The following is an 18,634-nucleotide window of genomic DNA, read 5'->3' on the forward strand; positions in this document are numbered from 1 at the left end:
AAGAGAGGCAGAAGGGACGGCGGTGCGCGAGACGGTGTCCACGCCTGGGGCGGGCTCACCGCCGATCACCGGGACTGCCCTAGTAGACCCTAGAGACGGACGACCAGGACCGCGGTGTCGTCGGTGTTACCGCCGGGAGGCAGCAGCTCGTCCAGGAGGGTGTCCGCGAGGGTGTCGGGGTCGGCCGACGTATGGCGGCCGAGGCAGTCGGCGAGCCTGCGCAGACCTGTGTCGATGTCCTCTCCCCGCCGTTCGACGAGTCCGTCGGTGTAGAGCACCAGGGTGCTTCCGTCCTCGAAGGCGGTCTCGGACTGGGGGCGGGGGACGTGCTCGGGGCGGACGCCGAGCGGCGGGTCCGTGGCCTGGTCGAGGAACGTGACGGTGCCGTCCGGGTGGAGCAGCGCGGGCGGCGGGTGGCCCGCGCTGCTGTAGACCAGACTGTGCGCCGGGCCGTCGACGACGACCTGGGCGGCGGTCGTGGACTCCGCGCCGTCCACCGACCTGGCGTACAGGCCCAGCACATCCAGGGCCTGCGCGGGCCCGGCGGCGACGCGGACGGCGGCTGCCAGTGCGCTGCGCAGCTGGCCCATCACCCCGGCCGCCGCCAGCCCGTGCCCCACGACGTCGCCGACAGCGACCGCGAACCGTTCGCCCGGCAGGTCGGCTATGTCGTACCAGTCGCCGCACACGTTCAGCGCCCCCACGGCCGGACGGTAGCGGACGGCTGCCCGGTGGTCGGAGAGCTGCTGGGGTGCGGGCAGCATGGCCTCCTGCAGGGCGAGGGCGACCTCGCGCTCGCGGGAGTGCGCCTGGCGCAGGCGCTCGTTGAGTTCCTGCAGCTCCCGGGCCCGGGTGTACAGCTCGCTCTCCATGAGGCGCAGACGGTCGCCCCGCCGGGCCTCGGTCCGCGCCCGTATCAGCTCGGTGACCTCCTCGACGCGGTGCACGATAAGCGCCACCCGCCCGTCCTGACCCAGCACGGGCGCGTTGACGGGACTCCAGTACCGCTCTTCGAAGACCCCCGGCCGGTCCGGCGCCTCCACGTCGTAGCGCTGCAGCGCCATGCTGTCCCGCATCCGGTGGTCGACCACCCGCTGGAGCGACGCCCGCAGGTTCCGCATGCCCGAGGCGCGCGGGTCGTTCGGATTGTCCGGGAAGACATCGAACAGATACCGCCCCACGAGTTGGTCACGGCCGCGACCCGACAGCAGCACATACGCCTCGTTGGCGTCCACGATGATCAGGTCGGGCCTCAGCAGCAGCACCGCACCGGGCAGCGCCTGAAAGACGCCCTCGTAGTCGACATCGGATCCGCTCACCACACACCGCCCGCGCGATCCCCCACCGGCCTGCCGTCCCACTGTACGCAGCGTTGTACGTCTGCGCTGGTCGAACGCCTGCCTGCTGCCTGCCCGACCGCAGAGCCGGGAGCTGAGGGCCGGGAGCCGAGGGCCGGGAGTTCAGGGCCGTCGGTCAGGACTCCGAGGACGACGCGGTGCGAGCCGGTGCCGTCGGCGGGGACGCCGAGGTCCTTGGCCAGACCACGGCGCTTGTACAGCGCCGCCGACGTCCGCCTGGAGGGTCGCCGACGGCCTCGGCGGGGGAACGGACCAGAGCGCGGCCCGGTGCCTGGGCGCATGGGCATCCGAAAGGAGGTCGGCTACCCGGGCCCTGCCGATGTGCGGCCGCTGATCTCTAGGCGGGTTCGTAGGTGAGGCAGTCGACCTCACTTTGCACATAGCCGACGGTGATGCCGGGGGCGCGGCATTCGAACTGGGTGTTGTGCCTACAGGTGGACACCTTGCAGGCGCCGACGCGGCCGGTGGTGGCCGGGTCTCCCCCTTTGCGGGCGGAGGTGAAGAAGGTGTCGCAGTGTGCCTTCTGGGTGTCTCCCACGGTGATGGCCAGGGCGTGGCAGGCGCTGTCCCGGTTGTATGCGCAGTCCTCGACCGAGCATTGGTTCACGACGGGCATGTCCATGGTGGAGCTCTCCTCGTACGGGGGTCCGCCGCGTCGTCCGACGAGCGGTCGCAAGGCCCGAGCATGGGGCCGCGAGGCCGAGTGAAACCCCCGACGGGGCCGACGGCGAGTGGACCTCCGCCGATCGGAGCACCGCTGCGGAGCGGTTCACCCGTGGATGCCGAGGAGGGTGGTGAAGGCCGCCTCCGGTCCGGCGGGGCTCGTCAGGCAGACGCGCCGTACCGGTACGCGACCGCACGATCGCGACGGGGCAGGCGGAGAGGTGAAGCAGGTGGTGGCCGGCGGAGCCGAGGGCCAGGCCGTGGAAGCCCCCACGCCCGCGCGAGCCCAGGACCAGCAGGTCGGCCCGGTCGGAGGCCCTGGTCAGGGCCGGGGCGGCACTCGTACCTCAGCCGCTGTGCCGAAAGCCCTTGCCCGTGCGGTCGAGGGGGTCGGGCGACAGGCCGAGGAAGCGGTCGCGGAGGGAGTCCCAGGCGCTGAGGCGGGTGAAGTCGGGGGTGTCGAGGACCTCCTGGCGGTCGGTGAGGAAGGGGTTGGGCAGCAGGACGGTCATCATCTGTTCGTCGCGGCCGTTGAACAGGCGGACTCCCCAGCTGACAGGAGCTCCGTCGGAGCCGAGGCCGCGGTAGAGCTCGACGCGGGAGCAGCGGCGGATCCGGCCGAGCTCGGGGCCTGATGCGGTGTGCTCGCCGATGCAGAGGTGGAAGTGCCAGGCGCCGAAGTCGACGGTGACGTAACCGTCGTTCATGGTGATGGCCGTGGGGGCGCCCGGGGCGCCGACCTCCCAGGCGGCGCCTTCGATGATGGGCCCGAAGTGGATGTGCTGCCAGTGGTCGGTGAAGACGGTGGTGACGAGGTCGAGGAGGGTGGCTTCGTCGGCCGGGATGGGCCAGACGTGCTGAGTGCCGCCGCCGGGGGTATCGATGACGGTCGGCTCGGTGGTGGTCATGAGGTCTTCTCCTTGGGATCGAGGACGCAGTCGCCGCAGATGCCCGCGCCGGGCACGCGGTAGTACAGGCAGCAGCTGCGGCGCCGGAAGGCGAGCGGCCCGTCGGGGACGGTGCGGCAGGTGCCGGCGCCTGCCAAAGGCGGACGGTCCAGCAGTCCGCGGACGAGGGGTACTACGGGGTACGGGGCGTGCGGTTCCCTGGCGAGCAGTACGCGGTGGGCTCCGATGAGCGCGGAGGCGGCGTTGCCGCGCAGAGTGTGCGGGGAGACCCCGGAGACGCGCCGGACGGCGTCGGCCCATGGGGTCAGGTTCTGGACGGCGACGGTGTGGTGCAAGGCCGGGAGCGGCTCCTGATCCACCTCCCGCAGGTCGGGCAGCCACAGGTCGAGGGGGCCGGAGACGGGCAGGCGCCACCACAGCCGGTCGGGTCCCAGATCGGGTACCCGGCCGGTGAGCGTGGCGCAGGCCAGGGCGATGGACCAGAGCCGGGAGGCGGTTCCCAGGTGCAGGGTGGACGCGCCCACCCTGGACGCGCCCGCCCTGGACGCGCCCGCCCCGGGCAGGCCGGTGCCCAGCCGCCCGGAGACGGCCCGTACGGAGTCCTCCAGCGCGCCAGGGTCGGCGTACAGATCGGTCAGCGGCCGGAAGCCGTCGGCCTCGGGGCGGGGGCCGGTGGCCACCGCGAAGTACGGTCCGACAGCGGAGATCCGCGCCAGGGCGTCGGGGGTGATGGCCGCGTTCACCATGTCCGTACCGTCCGCGTCAGCTCGTGGAAGCCGTGGGTGCGGACGACCTGCCCGTCCGGTCCGGTGAGGGTGAGCCGATCCGCTCCGTCGCAGCTCACCTGTGTGGTGGCGTCCGGGTCGCCCGGGGCCGTGACGGCCAGCCCTTCGCGGGCGAGAGCGCGTTCGAGCAGCGGGAGCACATCGGCCGGCGCGTCCACCGTTACGTCGGCGCGCGCGGCGCGGCGCAGACCGAAGGTGCCGGAGACCGGGTCGAAGGCGAGGTTGTCGGCGTCGAAGGCGCCCGCGACGGCACCGCTGCGGATCAGGTCCTCGGGCGCCCCGGAGTGGACGTGGGAGTCGCGGTCGACGAGCCAGACGGCGTCTGCCACACGCAGGGCAAGCTCCAGGTCGTGGGTGCTGACCACGACGGTGAGGCCCTTGTCCCGGGCGAGGTCGCGCAGCAGCACGGTGAGCGCCACCCGCGAGGGGACATCGAGGAAGGCGGTCGGCTCGTCGAGCAGGACGACCTCGGGCTCCTGGGCGAGGGCGCGGGCGGTCAGGACGCGCTGGCGTTCGCCGTCGGAGAGCTCGGCGGCCGGCCGGTCCGCCAGATGCCCCGCGCCCACCGCCTTCAGCGACCACTCGACCGCCGCGTGGTCCGCGGCCGTGAGGCGGCCGGTGAACCCGGTGTGCGGGTGGCGGCCGAGCCCGGCCAGCTCCCGTACGGACAGCAGCCCCGGGTCCACCCGGTCGGTCAGGACAACGGCCAGGCGGCGGGCGAGAGCGCCCGGCGGCTGGTGCGCGAGGTCGGCCCCGCCGATCCGGATCCCGCCGTCGAGCGGTGGCAGAAGCCCGCACAGGGTGCGCAGCAGCGTGGACTTGCCCGCGCCGTTGGGGCCGAGGAGTACGGTCAGTTCGCCGGCCCGCGCCTGAAGGTCGAGCCCCGACAGCACGGCCCGCCCTCCTCCGCGCCCTCCTCCGCGCCCTCCTCCGCGCCCGCGCCCGCGCCAGCGCAGCGGGCGGGTGCGGTAGCCGACGGCGAGCCCCTGGGTGGCCAGTCCGCCGGGGCGGTCCGGTCCGTCGGCCGTGTCCTGGACGGGTTCGGTCATCGTGTCGGTCACGAGGCCACTCCTTGTACGCCGCGACGGCTGCGGATCAGGAACGCGATGACGACGGGGGCACCGAACAGCGAGGTGATGGCGCTGAGCGGCAGCACGGAGTCCGTGCCGGGCGGCTGGCTCAGCAGGGCGCACGCCAGCGCGAGGAACGCCCCCGCGAGCATCGACGCAGGGATCAGCGCCCGGTGGTCCGAGGTCCCCAGCGCCACCCGCGTCAGGTGCGGGACGGCCAGGCCCAGGAAGGCGACGGGGCCGCAGAACGCGGTCGCCGCGCCCGCCAGCAGCGAGGTGCCGACCAGCGCCAGATTACGGCTGCCCCGTACGTTCAGGCCCATGGTGCGGGCGTAGTCCTCGCCGAGCAACAGGGCGTTGAGTCGTTTCGCGGTCAGCAGCGCCGCCAGCAGGCCCGCGCCGATCACGGGCAGCATGACCTGGATGTCGGGCCAGGTCGTGGCGCTGAAGCTGCCCAGGCTCCACATCACGAACTGCTGGGCGCGCTCGGGCCGCGCGTACACGAGCATCACGCCGACCACCGCGGTGACCGCCGAGCCGATCATGACACCGATGACGAGCAGGGTGACGGCCGACTTCACCCATTGCGAGAGGAGCAGGACGAGGGCCAGCACGGCGCCCGCGCCGAACGAGGCGGCCAGGACGACGCCCAGGCGCCCCAGCCCGGCCAGGTTTCCGGTGAAGCTTCCGGCGAACCCGCCGGTGCCCACCACCACGGCGGCGACGCCCAATCCGGCGCCCGAACTCAGCCCGAGGGAGAACGGGTCGGCCAGCGCGTTGCGGAACAGGGTCTGCATCTGTACGCCCGCCACGGCGAGGGCGGCGCCGACGGCGGTGGCGGTCAGCGCGCGCGGCAGCCGTACCTGCTCGACGATCACGGACCATCTCGGGTCGGCGCCGTCGCCGCCGAACAGGATCCGCACCACCTCCGCGACCGGCACCCGGTGGGAGCCGGTCGCGATGGTGAGGACGAACAGCGCCGCGGTACCGGCCGCGAGGGCCACGACGACGGCGAGGCGCCGCCGCCCCGGCCGCACCTTCGGCGGGGTGTCCGGGGCAGCGGACGGCGCGATTGCCATGGGCGCTGTCACGCCTTGGGCACCGGCTGGTAGAAGGTGAAGGTGTGGTCCTTCGCCCAGTCCGGGTGGATCAGCGCGAAGAGGTCGGCGAGCACCAGGTCCGGGCGCAGCACACCGCGCTCGAAGTAGTCGTTGCCACCGCCGGGGCCGAGCGCCTTCGTGTTCGTCCAGACCGCACCGTCGGAGAGGGCCTTCAGCTGCCCGTACCGGCTGTCGGCCTTGACGGCGTCGGCGGTGGACCGCCACTGCTGGTCGGCGATCCAGACGGGCGCCTGGCCGCCCTTCGCGTACACGGCCTCGAAGTTCAGCCGGAGGCCACCGGTGCCCGGCTCGCCGGCCCAGGGGTAGGTGCCGCCCGCGTCCTTGATCAGCTGGGCGGCGTAGCTGCCGCCGGCGGGCATGGACCAGGTGCCCTGGTACATCGTGCCGGGCAGCACCTCGACGGGCCTGCCCGCCTTGACCGCCTGCGCGCCCTTCTCGGCGACCTTCCGGTAGTCGCCCTCGATGGTGTCGAACACCTCGCCCGCACGCTTCTCCGCTCCGGTGAGCGCGGCCATCGCCTTGACCCACTCGGCGCGGCCGAGCGGGCTGGACTCCAGCCACTCGGCGTTGGCGACGACGGCGATGCCCGCCTGACGGAGCTTGGGATACTGCGGGTCGTCGGTGCCCTGGGTCATCAGCACGTCCGGCTTGGCGCCGATGACCGTCTCGGCGTTGAGAGTGCGGTCCTTGGCGTACTCGGTGACCTTGCCGGCCTTCACCCGCTCGATCACCTGGGCGGAGGAGACGCTCGCGGCGCTCGCGACACCCGTCAGCACGTCCAGGGTGCCGGTCTCGGTGAGCAGCGGCAGATGGGTGGTGGAGGCGGAGTACAGGCTCTTGACGGGGACGGTGACCTGCTGCGCGGACGCCAGCCCACCGGACAGCTCCGGTTTCGGCGCACCACACTTGACCAGCACGTACGACTCCGGCTTGCCCTTGGGGAAGGGCTCGTTGACGGTGAGGACCTGGTAGCTCTTCTCGTACCGGAGCGTGAAGTTCTCGGCATACTTCACCGTCGACTTGACCGGGAAGTAGTCCTTGGCCGGGTCGAAGTCCTCGATGCAGCCCTCCCCGGCGGCCCGGGCCTTGGCATCGGTGGGCGGGCCGGTGTCGCCGCCGCACGCGGTGAGCGTGAGAGCGGCGGCGAGGAAGGCCGCCGCGGCGGCCTGACGACGGCCGGTCATGACGGATCGTACGGTCAAGGTGACTCCTGGTGGCATGCGTGGGCAGCGCGCACCGGCACTCCGGGGCGCGTGATGCGGCGTACGGGAGGGAAGCCGCTGAGGGAGAAGGCCGTCAGAACCTGAGGGAACGGGCCCGTGCGTCAAGCCGGGCAGGTCGGCCCCGCAGGGCCATGGGCAGCGCAGAGCGGCCGCCGTACATACGCAGGCACACGGGTGCCACCGCCTCTCCTGGGGAAATCCGCCCCATACATCGAGGTGCGACGGCGTGAGTCTCCTGACTCGGGATCAACGCTTCTCCGGCCTTCCCGCCCCCGGATGGGGCGGTGGCCATGGCGGAGTCGCTCCCCCTACACAGTGGCGGTACCGTGCCGGAATCTCACCGGCTTCCTCGTTCCGCCGTCGCTTGTCGGACGGAAGCATCGCAGAACCGGCCACGGCACCGCCAGACCCACAAATGTGCGAACAGCCACAGACGGCGGGCGCCTTGAGGCGACGCCGGACGGCCGGTGCGCGGTGTGCCGAGTCCGACGGGCGACGGGTCAGGTCAGGTCAGGTACGTACGCTCCCGGCCGGTGAGGTGGCGGGACGCCCCGGTGCTCCCGTCCGTCCAGGGTCCCGAGCACCGTCCGGCCCGCGGGCAGGGGCGTCGGTGCACCGTCGCGGGCATCCTGGGCGTCTCAGGCCCGCGAACTCCACCCCGACGGGACTGCGCGGCAGATCGAGGATGCCGTCAAGTCTCCGCGAAGGCGCACTTCACGAAGCCGGCGCTCCTGTCCCGCTGTCGAACCGTCACCTTCTCCGAAGCCGCTCTGGACGCCATCCGACCGCGCCGTCGTAGGCCGTCGTGGGCACTGCGGGTCGCGTCAGCGGAGAGGTCGCCGACCGGAGCGTCGGGACCAGCGGACGGCGGCGAGGATCACGTCGACCACGAGGACCGCGATGCCGATGATCAGCAGGTAGCCCAGTCCTTCCGCGACTACGCCGATGATCCCCAGTACGACGGCCACCAGAGCCAGAAAGAAGAAGACTGCCATCGTGTGAACGCCTCTCCGGTCGAGGTCCTGCGGTCAGCGGCGTGCGAGCTGGCGTTCGCCGCCTGTGCCCGGCTGGTACGGCATGCCGTAGTGCTGGAAGATCGACTCTTCCTGCTCGATCGGCAATACGTCGTCCGTGCCGACCCATGGGGCCTTCCGCACCAGGCTCTTGGCGTAGGCGGTCTTGACGTAGCCCGGCCCGAGGATCGCGTCGTCGAGGGGGACGAAGACCAGACGCTGCCGGGTGGGCAGCCCGGTCCGGACGGTGGCCATGGCCGGTTCATCGGTTGTGGTGTCCACGTAGACCGCTTCCAGTCGGCCGATCTTGTGTCCCTTCGGGTCCACGACGTCGCGATTGCGCCACTCACGGATATCGGCTGAACGGATCATGTCCTCTCCCTCCTTGACGGGGCACCGGCCGGTGCCGTCCGCTCACCGGGGATCGTTTCGTCGCGGGAATCCGGAGACCCTCAGTCCTCAGCCTGCCCCCGTTCACCCGCTGTCGCCACTTGTCACCGTTTGTGCGCCGCGCTGCGCCGCTCCGACCGCGCCGCGCACAACGGCCCCGGCGTATACACACCGGGGCCGCCCTTCCGGGCGGTCGCACGTGAGAGTGCGCCAACCCATTTGCCATAATATGCCCGTTTCCCTCTTCTGGCTCACAGTGATTCGAGTCGGTGGGTGACGCGGCCTCCGGGCCCCGGAACCGGCCCGCAGGGCGTGTCAGCCGCGCTCCTCGTCCTCGGATTCCTCGGACTCCATGAGCCGGATCCCCTGATGTGTCAGCGTGACCGCCGCGGGCGTGCTGTGAGTTGTCCAGTCGACGAGGATCAGACCCTCGGCGGCCAGGTAGGTGCAGGCAGCGGCCATGTCCTGATCGGGCAGGTGCAGGTCGTCACGGAGCTTGGCCCCGGTGACACCCGGACGATTGCCTTCCATGGCGTCGTACAGGGCCTTCATGATCGCCATACGGTAGTTCTGTCGCTCGTGCAGTGTTGCCATGACTGCCGCTCTCTCGTTCCGGCACCGATGCGGTGCGAAGTGTCGGTAAGGCCGCCACGCTGTCCCGGCCGCTGTCAGACCGCCGGCGGTGAGGCCACCGCAGGTGGCAGCGACGGACATCAGCCGAGCGGTGGGAGGCCGCTCCGGTCTCCGGCGGGATCACGGGCCGGCACGCAGGGCTGAGGTCGGGGAGTTCGCGGGAAAGGTCGCGGGAGCGAGCCCGCCATGCGTCATCCAGGAGGCCGGGTCGGGTGTCCACGGGGGGCACCGGCAGCCGGGCCGGTGGCGTGAGGACGCGCTGACCGGCGGTCGTACGTTCCGTGGTCGCGGTCATGGCACGGACCTGTCCCCGGGGCTTCTCCTCGGCCCCCGGCGTCGTTGCTCGCCGAGAACGGCACCGGCGGCGTGAGCCGGTGTGCGCAGGGTTTCCGGTGCTTTCAGCCTACTCCGGTCCGAGCGCCGGGAAAGGTCTGTGACCAGGCATTTTCCGATACGGAACCGCGGGCGCGGGCGCTCGCGGGCGCGGCATGCGGAGTGCGGAGTACAGTGGCATGGCGAGGCTGCTTCACAGTATGGAACGCACTGCCTCGCGGATGGGCGTGCACCATGGCCGACTCCGACCCCCTCAGCACTCCCCGGCCCCTGCCGGATGCCACCCACCATTCCGTGAGACCCGGGACGGCTCTCCTGAGGCTGGAAACGACACATGCCCGTGAGGGAATCCTGGACGGCGCGTGGTGGCCGCGGTCCAGGGACATAGGCGCCGAGCTTCCCTCACTGATCAGCGCGTTGACCGAGTACCTGGGACCCGTCACCCGCGTCGGTCTGGACGCCGGTGCCTGGGCGGAACTGCCGACACGGTTGACGGTCGACGACCGGGTCGTGCATGTCGACTCCTTCCCGGTCGGTGACGACACCGTCCTGATCACCCGAGGCGATCGGGACCACTTCGCCCTGCTGGTGGTCCCGCCCGACACGACTCCTGACGCGGCACGCGCCGCCATGGCCAGAGCCGTCCGGGCGGACAACGTCACCCAGGCCGGGCAGATCCTCATCGAAACCGGCGCCGACACGGCACCTCCCCCGACGTGACTTCTGGATCGGGCACGCGAAGCCTGATCCGGTCGAGACAGCAAAGAAGCCCCGGGCCGCCGACCTGGGGCTTCACTGCTGTGGGCGCTGCTCTGCTGTCAATGACCGGTTTGCCGGACGGGGCAATGGGACCGGCCATCGCGGCGCCGGCACCGTGCGCCGTGGCACTGGTCCACCGGCGACGCGCTCTGAGGATGCTCGAGATCCTCCCTGTTCCGTTCGACGAGACCGTCGACACCGCCCGGTTCTGGGAACGGCACCTCGCCTGGTGGACGAATGACGCCGACCGACGCGGATACACTCCGCGGCCACCCGAGGACGGCCGCTGAGGCGGACGGCAGGGGAATTGACTGCAGCGCCGCGGAGATGGCCCGCGACCCCACGGTGCCAACCCATGCGCAGGGCTGGACGCAGGTCCTGGCCGCGTACGTCGGACGGGCCGCAGACGAGCAGGTCCCCTACAGCGCGGGGCACCTCGTGTTCCATCAGGAGCACATGATGTGCAACCGACTGGGCGTACTGCCACGGGAGGAAGCCCTCCTCGGAGTCATGGCTGCCGACAACCCAGGCCATTGGAGGCCTAATTGGGCACTGATCAGGAGCTGCCTACCGACTCTGGCACAATGCGTGTATGGCACATAATGAGGCATCCGGGACGCGACCCATAGGCATCGGACTGGCGGCAGGCATGGCGCTCGGGGTCGTCATCGGACTCTTGCTCGGGCTTTACGTCCTCGACAACGTCGGCCTCGGCGTGGGCCTGGGCATCGGTATCGGCAGCTCCGTCGGTATCGGTATTGCCACGGCGCGCCGCTCTCGCCGCGTGCCCTCGTCAGGGGTCGGCTGACCCGAGACTCGATCGGTCACCGCGGAGAGTGGCACGGTGAGACCGGAGCGTCGGGCGGCACTAAGGCCCAGGTCCATGGCCTGGGCCTTCCGCGTGGGGCGGGTGACGGGAATCGAACCCGCGCTTTGAGCTTGGGAATCACTGATCGTTCAGATCATGGACTGGTCTGAGCTGGGAATATGCGCGATACGGAAGTGAGAACACGGGGGACGGTGTGGCCCGCGCTGACCGTTGGTTGACCGTCGCGTCCGGTGCACTTCTGGTGCGGTGTGGTGCTACGAACCAGATCTCGACCGGCCGGATTCAAGGCCGGCGAAAGTCTCCCATTGGAGGCGCAGTTCGCCTCCCAGTGCATGACCACAACCACCCCGAGGAGATAAGGAACCCGTTACGGTGACGGGCATGCCTGGCACCGACTTCTGGACCTTTCCACCCGACCGCATAACCCATGGCAGCGGCAACCGCTACGAACTGACCGTCCTGCACCCGCCATTCACCGTGGACGCGGCCGACCTTCCTCCCAATGACCCCGAACGGGCCGCGGAGTTCGCTCGCTGCCTGGACACGATCGACGACGTGATCGAGGACCTCAGCCCCCGTAAGCAGAGCGACGCGATCACGGTCGCCACGAGAGCCGATCTGGACCTCGTGCAGGCGGGGGCATGGGGAAACCTCATGTCGATCTCCGATCCGGCGTTCGCGGACGACGGCAACGACATGCCGCTGCTGGCGGAGGCCACTCGGCTGCGGAAGCGCTTCCCCGACGCACGGATCGTGGGCCGGGTAGAGGTGCACTGCGGCGCCGAGCACACCGAAGACCTCGTGTGGCTGCCGGACGGCACCATGTTCCATGCCTGCGGCTGGCCCGGTGACGAACCGTTCGTCGTGACCGGCGACCCGCAGGCGGTGATGTCCGCCCTCGGGATCACGACGGAGTTTCTCGAAGACATCGACGTGTACTTCGACCTCGACGACGAACCGAACCAGAACGACTGGGGCGCCCTCGCCACGGCCTGCCTCGGCGGCGCGGACCTGTGGGGGAGGGCCGACCTGGACGCCTCCTCGCTGCGGGTGCGGCACAGTGAGCACGCCACCAGCCACATGGAAGCCCTGTACTTCAACGGCTGACGGTAGCTCAACTCCCCTGTGGTCAAGTCGGGTTGACACGCCGGCATTCTCGACGCGCCCCCGAAGGTGTCTGCTGAGTGGCTCGACATCGAGTGGGAGGCGCCCGGCAGCACTGAGTGCAAGGGCCTGACCGACGCGGAGAAGAAGTCGATGGAAGCGAGCGTTCGCGTCAACATCGTTCCCCTCATGGAGGAGAGGGTCGACAACGACAAGCGCTACGCCGATCTGCGTCGCGCCGTCTACACCGCGCGTGTCGCGGCCGAATACATCCGCCAGCAGGATGCCAAGGCGCCGACCGACTTCCGCGAGATCATCGACTCCAGCGACGTCGCCGCGTGGCCGCTGCGCGCCCCGCACGACAAGTGGACCCGCGAAGACGTGTACCAGAAGTACATGAAGTCGCCGCGTGAGGGCATCGAGTGGTTCGAGCTGGAGTACGGCGGCCAGGTCTTCAACCAGGGCGTTGGCGGTGTGGACTTCTCCAAGCAGCCGAAGCGGAACATCACCCGGACCCGGTTCAACGTAGAACACCGCACCCTGGACACCACGACGAAGACGTCTCTCCAATCGGATGACGTGTCCGACCGGGACACCGACACCCTCTACCTCGGCGGCAGCGGCAACATCGAGGCCGACGGCGAGGACCCGGGCCCGGGCCCGAACCTGGGTCCCACTCCGACCCCGACGGACGACCCGAAGCCGACCGCCCCGCCGTCGACCCCTGCCCCGGACCCGTCCACCCCGGGCGACGACGGGAAGCCGACCCCGTCGGCAAACAGGCCGGACCCGGACGGCGACCTCGCCGACACCGGCTCCAACACCCCGATCGGGCTGATCTCCGGCATCGCCGCGGCGGTCGTCGCCGCCGGTGCGGCCCTGGTGTGGTGGATGCGCCGCAGGCGACAGGACGCCACCGGCCAGGCCGACCGGCGGCGATTCGCACGCGGAGCACGAAAGGGCCCCCGCCCCGGGGGCCCTGGGTTCCATTGGGCGTCGCAACTCCCCGGTTCAAGGGGTGCGACGGACTTCGAGACCCGACCGGAAAGCTGTTCCGGGAGCGGGAGGCTACTCCCGGCTCGTGCAGGCAGGGATCGTCGGCGTTGATCACCGGACGGGCAACAAGTGGCGCAACGGCCGCTCCGGAGAACGGAACCGGAAGCCGGTACCACCACCGATCCATGTGGTGGTACCGGCTTCCCGGCCCGTCCCGGTACCTGCGCGAAGGCGAGCGCATCCACGCCAAGGCGTACCGGCTACCGAAAGCCATCATGGAGACCGCCGAGGAGCGTCCGAACCGCGACCGTGGCCCAGGTCGACGCGCGCCGCCGCCCTCGGTCCCCGATGGTCCGCGCGGGGCAGTCCTCCGAGCGGGCCGCGCCGGTCTATCGGCACTCGAACTTGGAACGGCAGCGGGAGGTGGCCGACGGGATCGACGCCCGTGTCCGCGCCGAGCGCGAGAAGGCTGCCGATGCCTGCTGATCAGGGATCGAGCACGGACCGGGCACGCGAAGCCTGATCCGGTCTGGACAACAAAGCAGCCCCGGGCCGCTGGCCTGGGGCTTTTGCTTGGAGCGGGTGACGGGAATCGAACCCGCGCTCTGAGCTTGGGAATCACCCGGCACTTGGCTCAGGACATGAGCCTTGACCTGCGAAAACGTCCGCCAGTCGGGATGTGACGGTCGGCCTCTGCGACCCTGTGTTGACCGCTGTTCACCGCCCCTACTGGCACGTTGTGGCACGGCAGTCGACGGCGAAGGGGGGCACGAGACTCCGGAGGTCATGCCGGTCGGCTCGCGACTCCCGCGAGGGTGGCCGACGGAGGGGCGCACCCGCGAGTCCTTGGTGGGTTTACCGCCGACAACTGGTTCGGGCGGGGAGATCGTGCTTGGGCAGGTGAACCCGTCAGGACCTTCACCTCGCCAGTGTCCAGTGAGTAATAGGCGCCGACTGGCCAAGACGGCCCCTCTTCGCGGGGGAGCCCATGTCGGCGTTGGCCCTCAGGCCGCCCCCAGTGACCTTGATCTGGTTGCGGGTCCCGGTGCCAATGGCCCCGGCCGGGTTCGGCCGGCAGTCCGTAAGCGGCTTCACGGCCGCCCCGGCGATCGCCTAGAGGTGCCGGGCAAGGGAAGCCGCCTTGCCCAGAGACCCGCACTGGGCGCACCGCTGGCGTGAGGTTTGTTCTTAACTCAGTCGCCGGCCGCCGGATGGTGGTCACTGGGCGCTGCGATCCGGCAGCGCCCGCGCTTGGCGGCTCATGAACTAAACCCCCAATGCAAGAAATGCAAGATCAACTAAAGTCTGAGGTGTATGGTATCGGGCAGACCGCAAGTTCTGATGGGAGTGGTAGGTGGACAGCTCGACCCCCCAGTGGGCACTCAGGCAGTATGGCGATGACGCTGACGCGATCGGCGTTGCCGCCTGGAAGGCTCTGGAAGACACCGAAGAAGCCGTGCTCGACGTACGCGCTGTGGCGCGATCAAAGCACGGCTTCGCGTCCGGTGGCGCTCGCATGACCAATCAGTACGAGCGGCTCATCGAGCACATCCTCGACCTGGGGATCGAGGGCACCGAGATCGTAAAGACGGGCTCGTGGTACCGGCTTCCGCTGGTTCACGACACCGTCTTGTTTCCTGTTTGTGCCGAGGTGGACGGCACAGAGCCGCCCAGTCACTGGCCTCGCGGTCGGGACCTGTCGAAGCTCGTGCAGGAGATCTTCGCCGCCACGAGCCCTGAGGCGAAGTTCTGGATCTCCGACCCCATTCCCGGGCTGGACGTCGCGGAGCTGGTGCTGCGCCCGTCCCTGGCCGAGCTCGCGGCCCGGGACCCGCGGCCGGAGCTGGTCCTCGTCTGGTACGAGATGAACCGTTCCGGCCTCAAGCGTGCCTGGTGGGGCAAGGCCGAGCTCCTCGACGAGTCTGGGAACCTGAGGTGGCTCACCGAGCGTTCGCTGCTGACTGCGCCGGAACGCACCCCCCTGTTCGCTATCCCTGACCGGGACGCGGATGATCGCTTCGACTCCGGTGACCTGCCGGAGGTGCCGATGACTGGTCGTAGCGACGAAGAGCGGAAGCTTGGGACTCCGCCGACGACTGAAGTGGCCGAAGCGACTGAGGAAGACTCTGCTGAGAGCGATGAGGGCTGATCATCCAACACTCCCCGGACTGGGCCTGGACGACGCGAAGCTGAAAGCCGTATGGGACGGCTTTCATCCGCCCAGGCTCACTCAAGCGCGTCATCTTGCAGGCATGACAAAGAAGGAGGTGGCGGAGGGGATTGGGGTGTCGCCTGCGGCCATTGGGCAGTACGAGACAGGTAGCAGCAAGCCGCGCGTGGGGTTGATTCCCAGCCTTGCGGAGGTTCTCGGCGTTCCTGTCCAGTTCTTCCTTGCTGGCCGCCCGATGGGCAAGCTAGATACCTCTATGGCCCATTTCCGTGCGTTGCGCTCGACGAGTGGAGCGCAACGCAATAGAGCTCTGGGATTTGCTGGTCAGACTTGGGAACTCGCCTACGCGCTCGAGAAGCGCGTGCAGCTTCCGCTCGTTGACCTACCAGGGTTCGCCGGCGGCGAGATTCACCCTGGGACCGACCTCTCCTCGGACCCTGCCGAGGCGGCGCGTGAGCTGCGGAAGCGATGGCAGTTGGGCAGGGGCCCGCTTCGCCACCTCGTCCGGCAGATGGAGGCGCACGGCATCGTCGTCGTGCTCCCCTCAGAGGCGGATCAAGCTACGGCGAAAATCGATGCTTTCGCGAGTGGAGGGCTTCCACGCCCCCTGGTGGTGTTGACGCCGAATCGAGCGGACGACGTGTATCGGCATCGGTTCAGCGCCGCGCATGAACTGGGGCATTTGGTGCTGCATTCGGCGTCTACCGGCGACATTCGCCAAGAGCGGGAAGCCGATGCGTTCGCAGCCGAATTCTTGACCCCTCGAACCAGCATTCTCCCACTTTTGCCAAAGCGTATGGATTTGGGCCAGCTTGCTGATATTTCGCGCACGTGGGGGGTGTCAGTAAAATCCTTGATCTACCGATGCCGGGAATTGGGGCTGGTATCTGAGGCCACGGCTAGTCGGGCCTATCAGCGGTTGCATGCCCTAGCCTCACAGCCCGGTTTCTCGACGGAACCTGTGACGGGCTTCCCGGGGGAGCAACCTGTGATGCTGCGTCAAGCTTTTGAGTTGGCGGAGCGAGACCAAGGGTTGACGATGCATGAACTAGCGCGCGAGCTCGCCTGGACGCAAAGCCGTGTAAGCGAACTTCTTGGCGTTCGTGATCGACGTCCGGTTCTGCGTCTGGTATGACGCTTGCTGCGAGGGGTGGCCGGAGCGCCGGCCCCCCTCGCAGAGGCGCCCTGCACTTCCGTCCGCTCCTTTTAGCTCCGCCTCTCGCCGGGATTATCGGTTTACCAGGTGATGGCAGCCGAATAGGCCCCGTAGATCTCACTAGGCCCGGAACTGTGCGGGACGAGGGCACCTCAGATTCCGCGCTCTCCCATCGCCTTCCACTTCCGCTTAATGGGGAGCAAGGTGTTAGCTGCACCTGCATCAAGGTCGAACGGTTCGCCGCAAATCGTCTCTCCGGTAGGGGTTCGCTCCACGAAGCACACCAGGTTGGCCTGACGGCCATCGCGGGTCATCGCATAAACGGTGAGAGCTTCCCGCTTGTCGACTCGATCCCGAGGAGGGAGAAGGATAGTTCCAATCTTCTTCTCAATCTCCGTCGGGGATCCCATCCAGGTTTCGCCGATAATCAGTACGCCGTCTGCGCGGTGTGATTCGACCAAATCCGCCAACCGCTCGAAACTGAGCATTTTGGTTCGCTGGTCTGGAAACTCCATTCCCTGGATGCTGACGATGGCATCGCCCTTAAAGCACATGGCCATCGTGGCGTGAGCCCCGTCCTTCTGCATGAGCTTGCGGGCGACGGCCATAAGGCCAGGAACGCGAGCTACGGCATCACCTTCTGGGAACTCAGAAATACCGTACCCCTCGAAGGCTGCCCTTCCCTTTTCTTCGTCCACTTCGTACTCTTCAGAGAGCTCTTTGAAGATCGTTCCGTCGCTTACAGAGAAGTGCCCTGAAAGCTCAGAGCGCGCAGCAGGTGTGATGCGTGCTCAGCCCGTGAGACCGAGTTCGCGTAGAGCGTCGGCCGGGTGGTTGCGGTAGTGGTCGTGTGCGGCGGCGTTGTTCTTCCATCCGGCGAGGTGGGCGAGGCTGATCGCCAGGCTGCGGAAGGTGGCGAGGGCTCGGGGCAGACTGCCGGTGCGGGCCCGACAGGCGTCCTCTCCGAAGGTCACGTCTCTGATGAAGTGCTGGGATTCGATGGCCCATTGGTCTCTCACGCAGCGGGCGAGGATGGCCGCGTCGGCGGTCTGGACAGGTGCGGTGGTGATGCCGAGTTCGGCGTCCGCGTGGGTCTTTCCGTCGCCCCGGCCGGTGGTGTACCGCTCCACCAGCAGGGCATGGGTGGCGTGCGGGAAGTTGACCTGGCCGTCTTCCAGTGCCTGGACGCGGACGATGCGGGTCTCGTGGCGGCCGCTGTTGGTCTCCTCGGTACGGACCATGCTGATCTGCGGGTTCGTGGTCTCGTCCCAGTCGAGCGCGTCGAGCCGGGCGAACAGGGCGGCGCGGTTCTCCTTGACCGGGAAGAGTCCGAAGGCGCCGCGTCGGTGCAGGTAGCGGGCGTGATCGGCCACCGTGTGCAGGGCGTCGGCGGTCACGATCGCCCCGGTGATGTCGGCGATCAGGTCGAGGGCGGCGGTGAAGTGCACGGTCTCGTGGGGCTTGTGGCGCATCTCGCGCTGGGCGAGCATCACGCCGGGATCGACCTGGTAGACGCCGAGCAGGTGAAGCTGCAGGCCGTCGGCGTCGCGGGCGCCGCGAACCGTCTTGCCGTCCGCGGCCAGCTGCAGCAGGGGCGGATCTCCCGCGATTCCGGCCAGCGGGTCGGCGGCGTGGGTCTGTACGAAGGTGCCGACGGCCGCATCGAGTGCGTCGGCGTCGATCCGGGCAAGGGTGCGGGTGAGCGTGGTGGCCACCGGCAACTGCGCCGGATCACCGTCGGGGACTTCGAGTGCGGCCAGGATGCCGGCGCCCTGACCGTTCGCCCAGCGGATCACACCGCGCACCGAGCGCGCCCCGCACAGCAGGGCGCAGGCCACCAGGCCGAGCAGCATCGGGAGGGGGTGCGTGACCAGGTGCACAGAACGCGGGTCGGGCACGGCGTCGACCGCCTCCAGGAGCGAGGGGAGTTTCGCGGGCGTGCACAACTCCCCGACCCCGACGCCGAGTTGATCGGCGAGTTGACGAGAGGTGGGCAGGGTCGGGCAGGATGGCATACGGGCGCGGCCTTCACGATCTTGCGAGTGGAATCACATGATCATGACGGGCCGCGCCCTTCGACGTTCCCCTGCCCCCGTCCAAGATCCGAGCACGCATCACGCCTG

Annotated in this window: 20 protein-coding genes, 2 pseudogenes and 1 riboswitch; of the genes and pseudogenes, 8 read left to right on the forward strand and 14 right to left on the reverse strand. The window is 69.3% G+C overall.

Annotated elements, in window-relative coordinates:
• Nucleotides 1–89: 89 nt before the first annotated feature.
• From FVS66_RS18665 to FVS66_RS18715, 12 genes and pseudogenes are all read right to left on the reverse strand, one after another.
• Entirely contained in the window at nucleotides 90–1,319 is a 1,230-nt protein-coding gene (locus FVS66_RS18665; RefSeq protein ID WP_149182297.1) for a SpoIIE family protein phosphatase, read from the reverse strand.
• A gap of 161 nt (nucleotides 1,320–1,480) precedes the next feature.
• Nucleotides 1,481–1,561 (reverse strand): annotated as a pseudogene (locus tag FVS66_RS36075) (glyoxalase); the annotation flags it as partial.
• A 134-nt stretch (nucleotides 1,562–1,695) separates the two neighbouring features.
• Nucleotides 1,696–1,980 (reverse strand): DUF1540 domain-containing protein, encoded by a 285-nt coding sequence (locus tag FVS66_RS18675; RefSeq protein ID WP_149182298.1) that lies wholly within the window; start codon nucleotides 1,978–1,980, stop codon nucleotides 1,696–1,698.
• Nucleotides 1,981–2,224: 244 nt separating this feature from the next.
• Nucleotides 2,225–2,347 (reverse strand): annotated as a pseudogene (locus tag FVS66_RS18680) (universal stress protein); the annotation flags it as partial.
• Between the two features lie 21 nt (nucleotides 2,348–2,368).
• A complete protein-coding gene (locus FVS66_RS18685; protein WP_149182299.1) occupies nucleotides 2,369–2,929 on the reverse strand; it encodes a hypothetical protein in 561 nt (186 codons plus the stop codon).
• A complete protein-coding gene (locus tag FVS66_RS18690) occupies nucleotides 2,926–3,675 on the reverse strand; it encodes a (2Fe-2S)-binding protein (RefSeq protein WP_149182300.1) in 750 nt (249 codons plus the stop codon). Before FVS66_RS18690 ends, FVS66_RS18685 begins: the two co-directional genes overlap by 4 nt.
• Nucleotides 3,669–4,775 carry an ABC transporter ATP-binding protein gene (locus FVS66_RS18695; protein ID WP_222946952.1) on the reverse strand — a complete coding sequence of 369 codons (1,107 nt, stop codon included), beginning with the start codon at nucleotides 4,773–4,775 and terminating at the stop codon, nucleotides 3,669–3,671. The genes FVS66_RS18690 and FVS66_RS18695 overlap by 7 nt, the downstream gene beginning before the upstream one ends.
• The gene (locus FVS66_RS18700; RefSeq protein ID WP_149182301.1) at nucleotides 4,772–5,863 is read right to left on the reverse strand and encodes an iron ABC transporter permease; all 1,092 of its coding nucleotides are present in this window, start codon (nucleotides 5,861–5,863) and stop codon (nucleotides 4,772–4,774) included. The genes FVS66_RS18695 and FVS66_RS18700 overlap by 4 nt, the downstream gene beginning before the upstream one ends.
• An 8-nt stretch (nucleotides 5,864–5,871) precedes the next feature.
• Complete coding sequence (locus FVS66_RS18705; RefSeq protein WP_262387071.1) at nucleotides 5,872–7,107, reverse strand: ABC transporter substrate-binding protein; 1,236 nt, start codon at nucleotides 7,105–7,107, stop codon at nucleotides 5,872–5,874.
• Nucleotides 7,108–7,333: 226 nt separating this feature from the next.
• Nucleotides 7,334–7,548: riboswitch (cobalamin riboswitch) on the reverse strand.
• Nucleotides 7,549–7,952: 404 nt separating this feature from the next.
• Nucleotides 7,953–8,123, reverse strand: coding sequence for a hypothetical protein (locus tag FVS66_RS35100; protein WP_187645583.1), 171 nt, complete (start codon nucleotides 8,121–8,123; stop codon nucleotides 7,953–7,955).
• Between the two features lie 33 nt (nucleotides 8,124–8,156).
• Nucleotides 8,157–8,513: a PRC-barrel domain-containing protein gene (locus FVS66_RS18710; protein WP_149182302.1), complete on the reverse strand. Its 357-nt coding sequence runs from the start codon at nucleotides 8,511–8,513 to the stop codon at nucleotides 8,157–8,159.
• Between the two features lie 333 nt (nucleotides 8,514–8,846).
• A complete protein-coding gene (locus FVS66_RS18715; protein ID WP_149182303.1) occupies nucleotides 8,847–9,125 on the reverse strand; it encodes a hypothetical protein in 279 nt (92 codons plus the stop codon).
• Between the two features lie 606 nt (nucleotides 9,126–9,731).
• Between FVS66_RS18715 and FVS66_RS18720 the strand changes: the two genes are divergently transcribed.
• The 8 genes from FVS66_RS18720 (at nucleotide 9,732) to FVS66_RS18745 (ending at nucleotide 16,490) form a co-directional block, all read left to right on the forward strand.
• Nucleotides 9,732–10,217, forward strand: a complete 486-nt coding sequence (locus tag FVS66_RS18720) for a DUF5994 family protein (RefSeq protein ID WP_149182304.1) — start codon at nucleotides 9,732–9,734, stop codon at nucleotides 10,215–10,217.
• A gap of 194 nt (nucleotides 10,218–10,411) precedes the next feature.
• Entirely contained in the window at nucleotides 10,412–10,546 is a 135-nt protein-coding gene (locus tag FVS66_RS36080; protein ID WP_262387072.1) for a hypothetical protein, read from the forward strand.
• Between the two features lie 302 nt (nucleotides 10,547–10,848).
• A complete protein-coding gene (locus FVS66_RS18725) occupies nucleotides 10,849–11,064 on the forward strand; it encodes a hypothetical protein (RefSeq protein WP_149182305.1) in 216 nt (71 codons plus the stop codon).
• A 402-nt stretch (nucleotides 11,065–11,466) separates the two neighbouring features.
• Nucleotides 11,467–12,192, forward strand: a complete 726-nt coding sequence (locus FVS66_RS18730) for a DUF6333 family protein (RefSeq protein WP_149182306.1) — start codon at nucleotides 11,467–11,469, stop codon at nucleotides 12,190–12,192.
• A 66-nt stretch (nucleotides 12,193–12,258) separates the two neighbouring features.
• The gene (locus tag FVS66_RS18735) at nucleotides 12,259–13,296 is read left to right on the forward strand and encodes an LAETG motif-containing sortase-dependent surface protein (RefSeq protein ID WP_149182307.1); all 1,038 of its coding nucleotides are present in this window, start codon (nucleotides 12,259–12,261) and stop codon (nucleotides 13,294–13,296) included.
• Nucleotides 13,297–13,494: 198 nt separating this feature from the next.
• Nucleotides 13,495–13,671, forward strand: coding sequence for a hypothetical protein (locus FVS66_RS35105; protein ID WP_187645586.1), 177 nt, complete (start codon nucleotides 13,495–13,497; stop codon nucleotides 13,669–13,671).
• Between the two features lie 868 nt (nucleotides 13,672–14,539).
• Complete coding sequence (locus FVS66_RS18740; RefSeq protein ID WP_149182308.1) at nucleotides 14,540–15,334, forward strand: hypothetical protein; 795 nt, start codon at nucleotides 14,540–14,542, stop codon at nucleotides 15,332–15,334.
• The gene (locus FVS66_RS18745; RefSeq protein WP_149182309.1) at nucleotides 15,324–16,490 is read left to right on the forward strand and encodes an XRE family transcriptional regulator; all 1,167 of its coding nucleotides are present in this window, start codon (nucleotides 15,324–15,326) and stop codon (nucleotides 16,488–16,490) included. The genes FVS66_RS18740 and FVS66_RS18745 overlap by 11 nt, the downstream gene beginning before the upstream one ends.
• 173 nt (nucleotides 16,491–16,663) lie before the next feature.
• On the opposite strand, the gene FVS66_RS18750 is transcribed toward FVS66_RS18745, so the two are convergent.
• Together FVS66_RS18750 and FVS66_RS18755 are read right to left on the reverse strand one after the other, a co-directional pair.
• Complete coding sequence (locus FVS66_RS18750) at nucleotides 16,664–17,209, reverse strand: hypothetical protein (protein WP_149182310.1); 546 nt, start codon at nucleotides 17,207–17,209, stop codon at nucleotides 16,664–16,666.
• A 93-nt stretch (nucleotides 17,210–17,302) separates the two neighbouring features.
• Nucleotides 17,303–18,526 carry an ISAs1 family transposase gene (locus FVS66_RS18755; protein ID WP_149181103.1) on the reverse strand — a complete coding sequence of 408 codons (1,224 nt, stop codon included), beginning with the start codon at nucleotides 18,524–18,526 and terminating at the stop codon, nucleotides 17,303–17,305.
• Between the last annotated feature and the right edge of the window lie 108 nt (nucleotides 18,527–18,634).

The organism is Streptomyces sp. TRM49041 (assembly GCF_008271805.1).
Classification (GTDB): domain Bacteria; phylum Actinomycetota; class Actinomycetes; order Streptomycetales; family Streptomycetaceae; genus Streptomyces.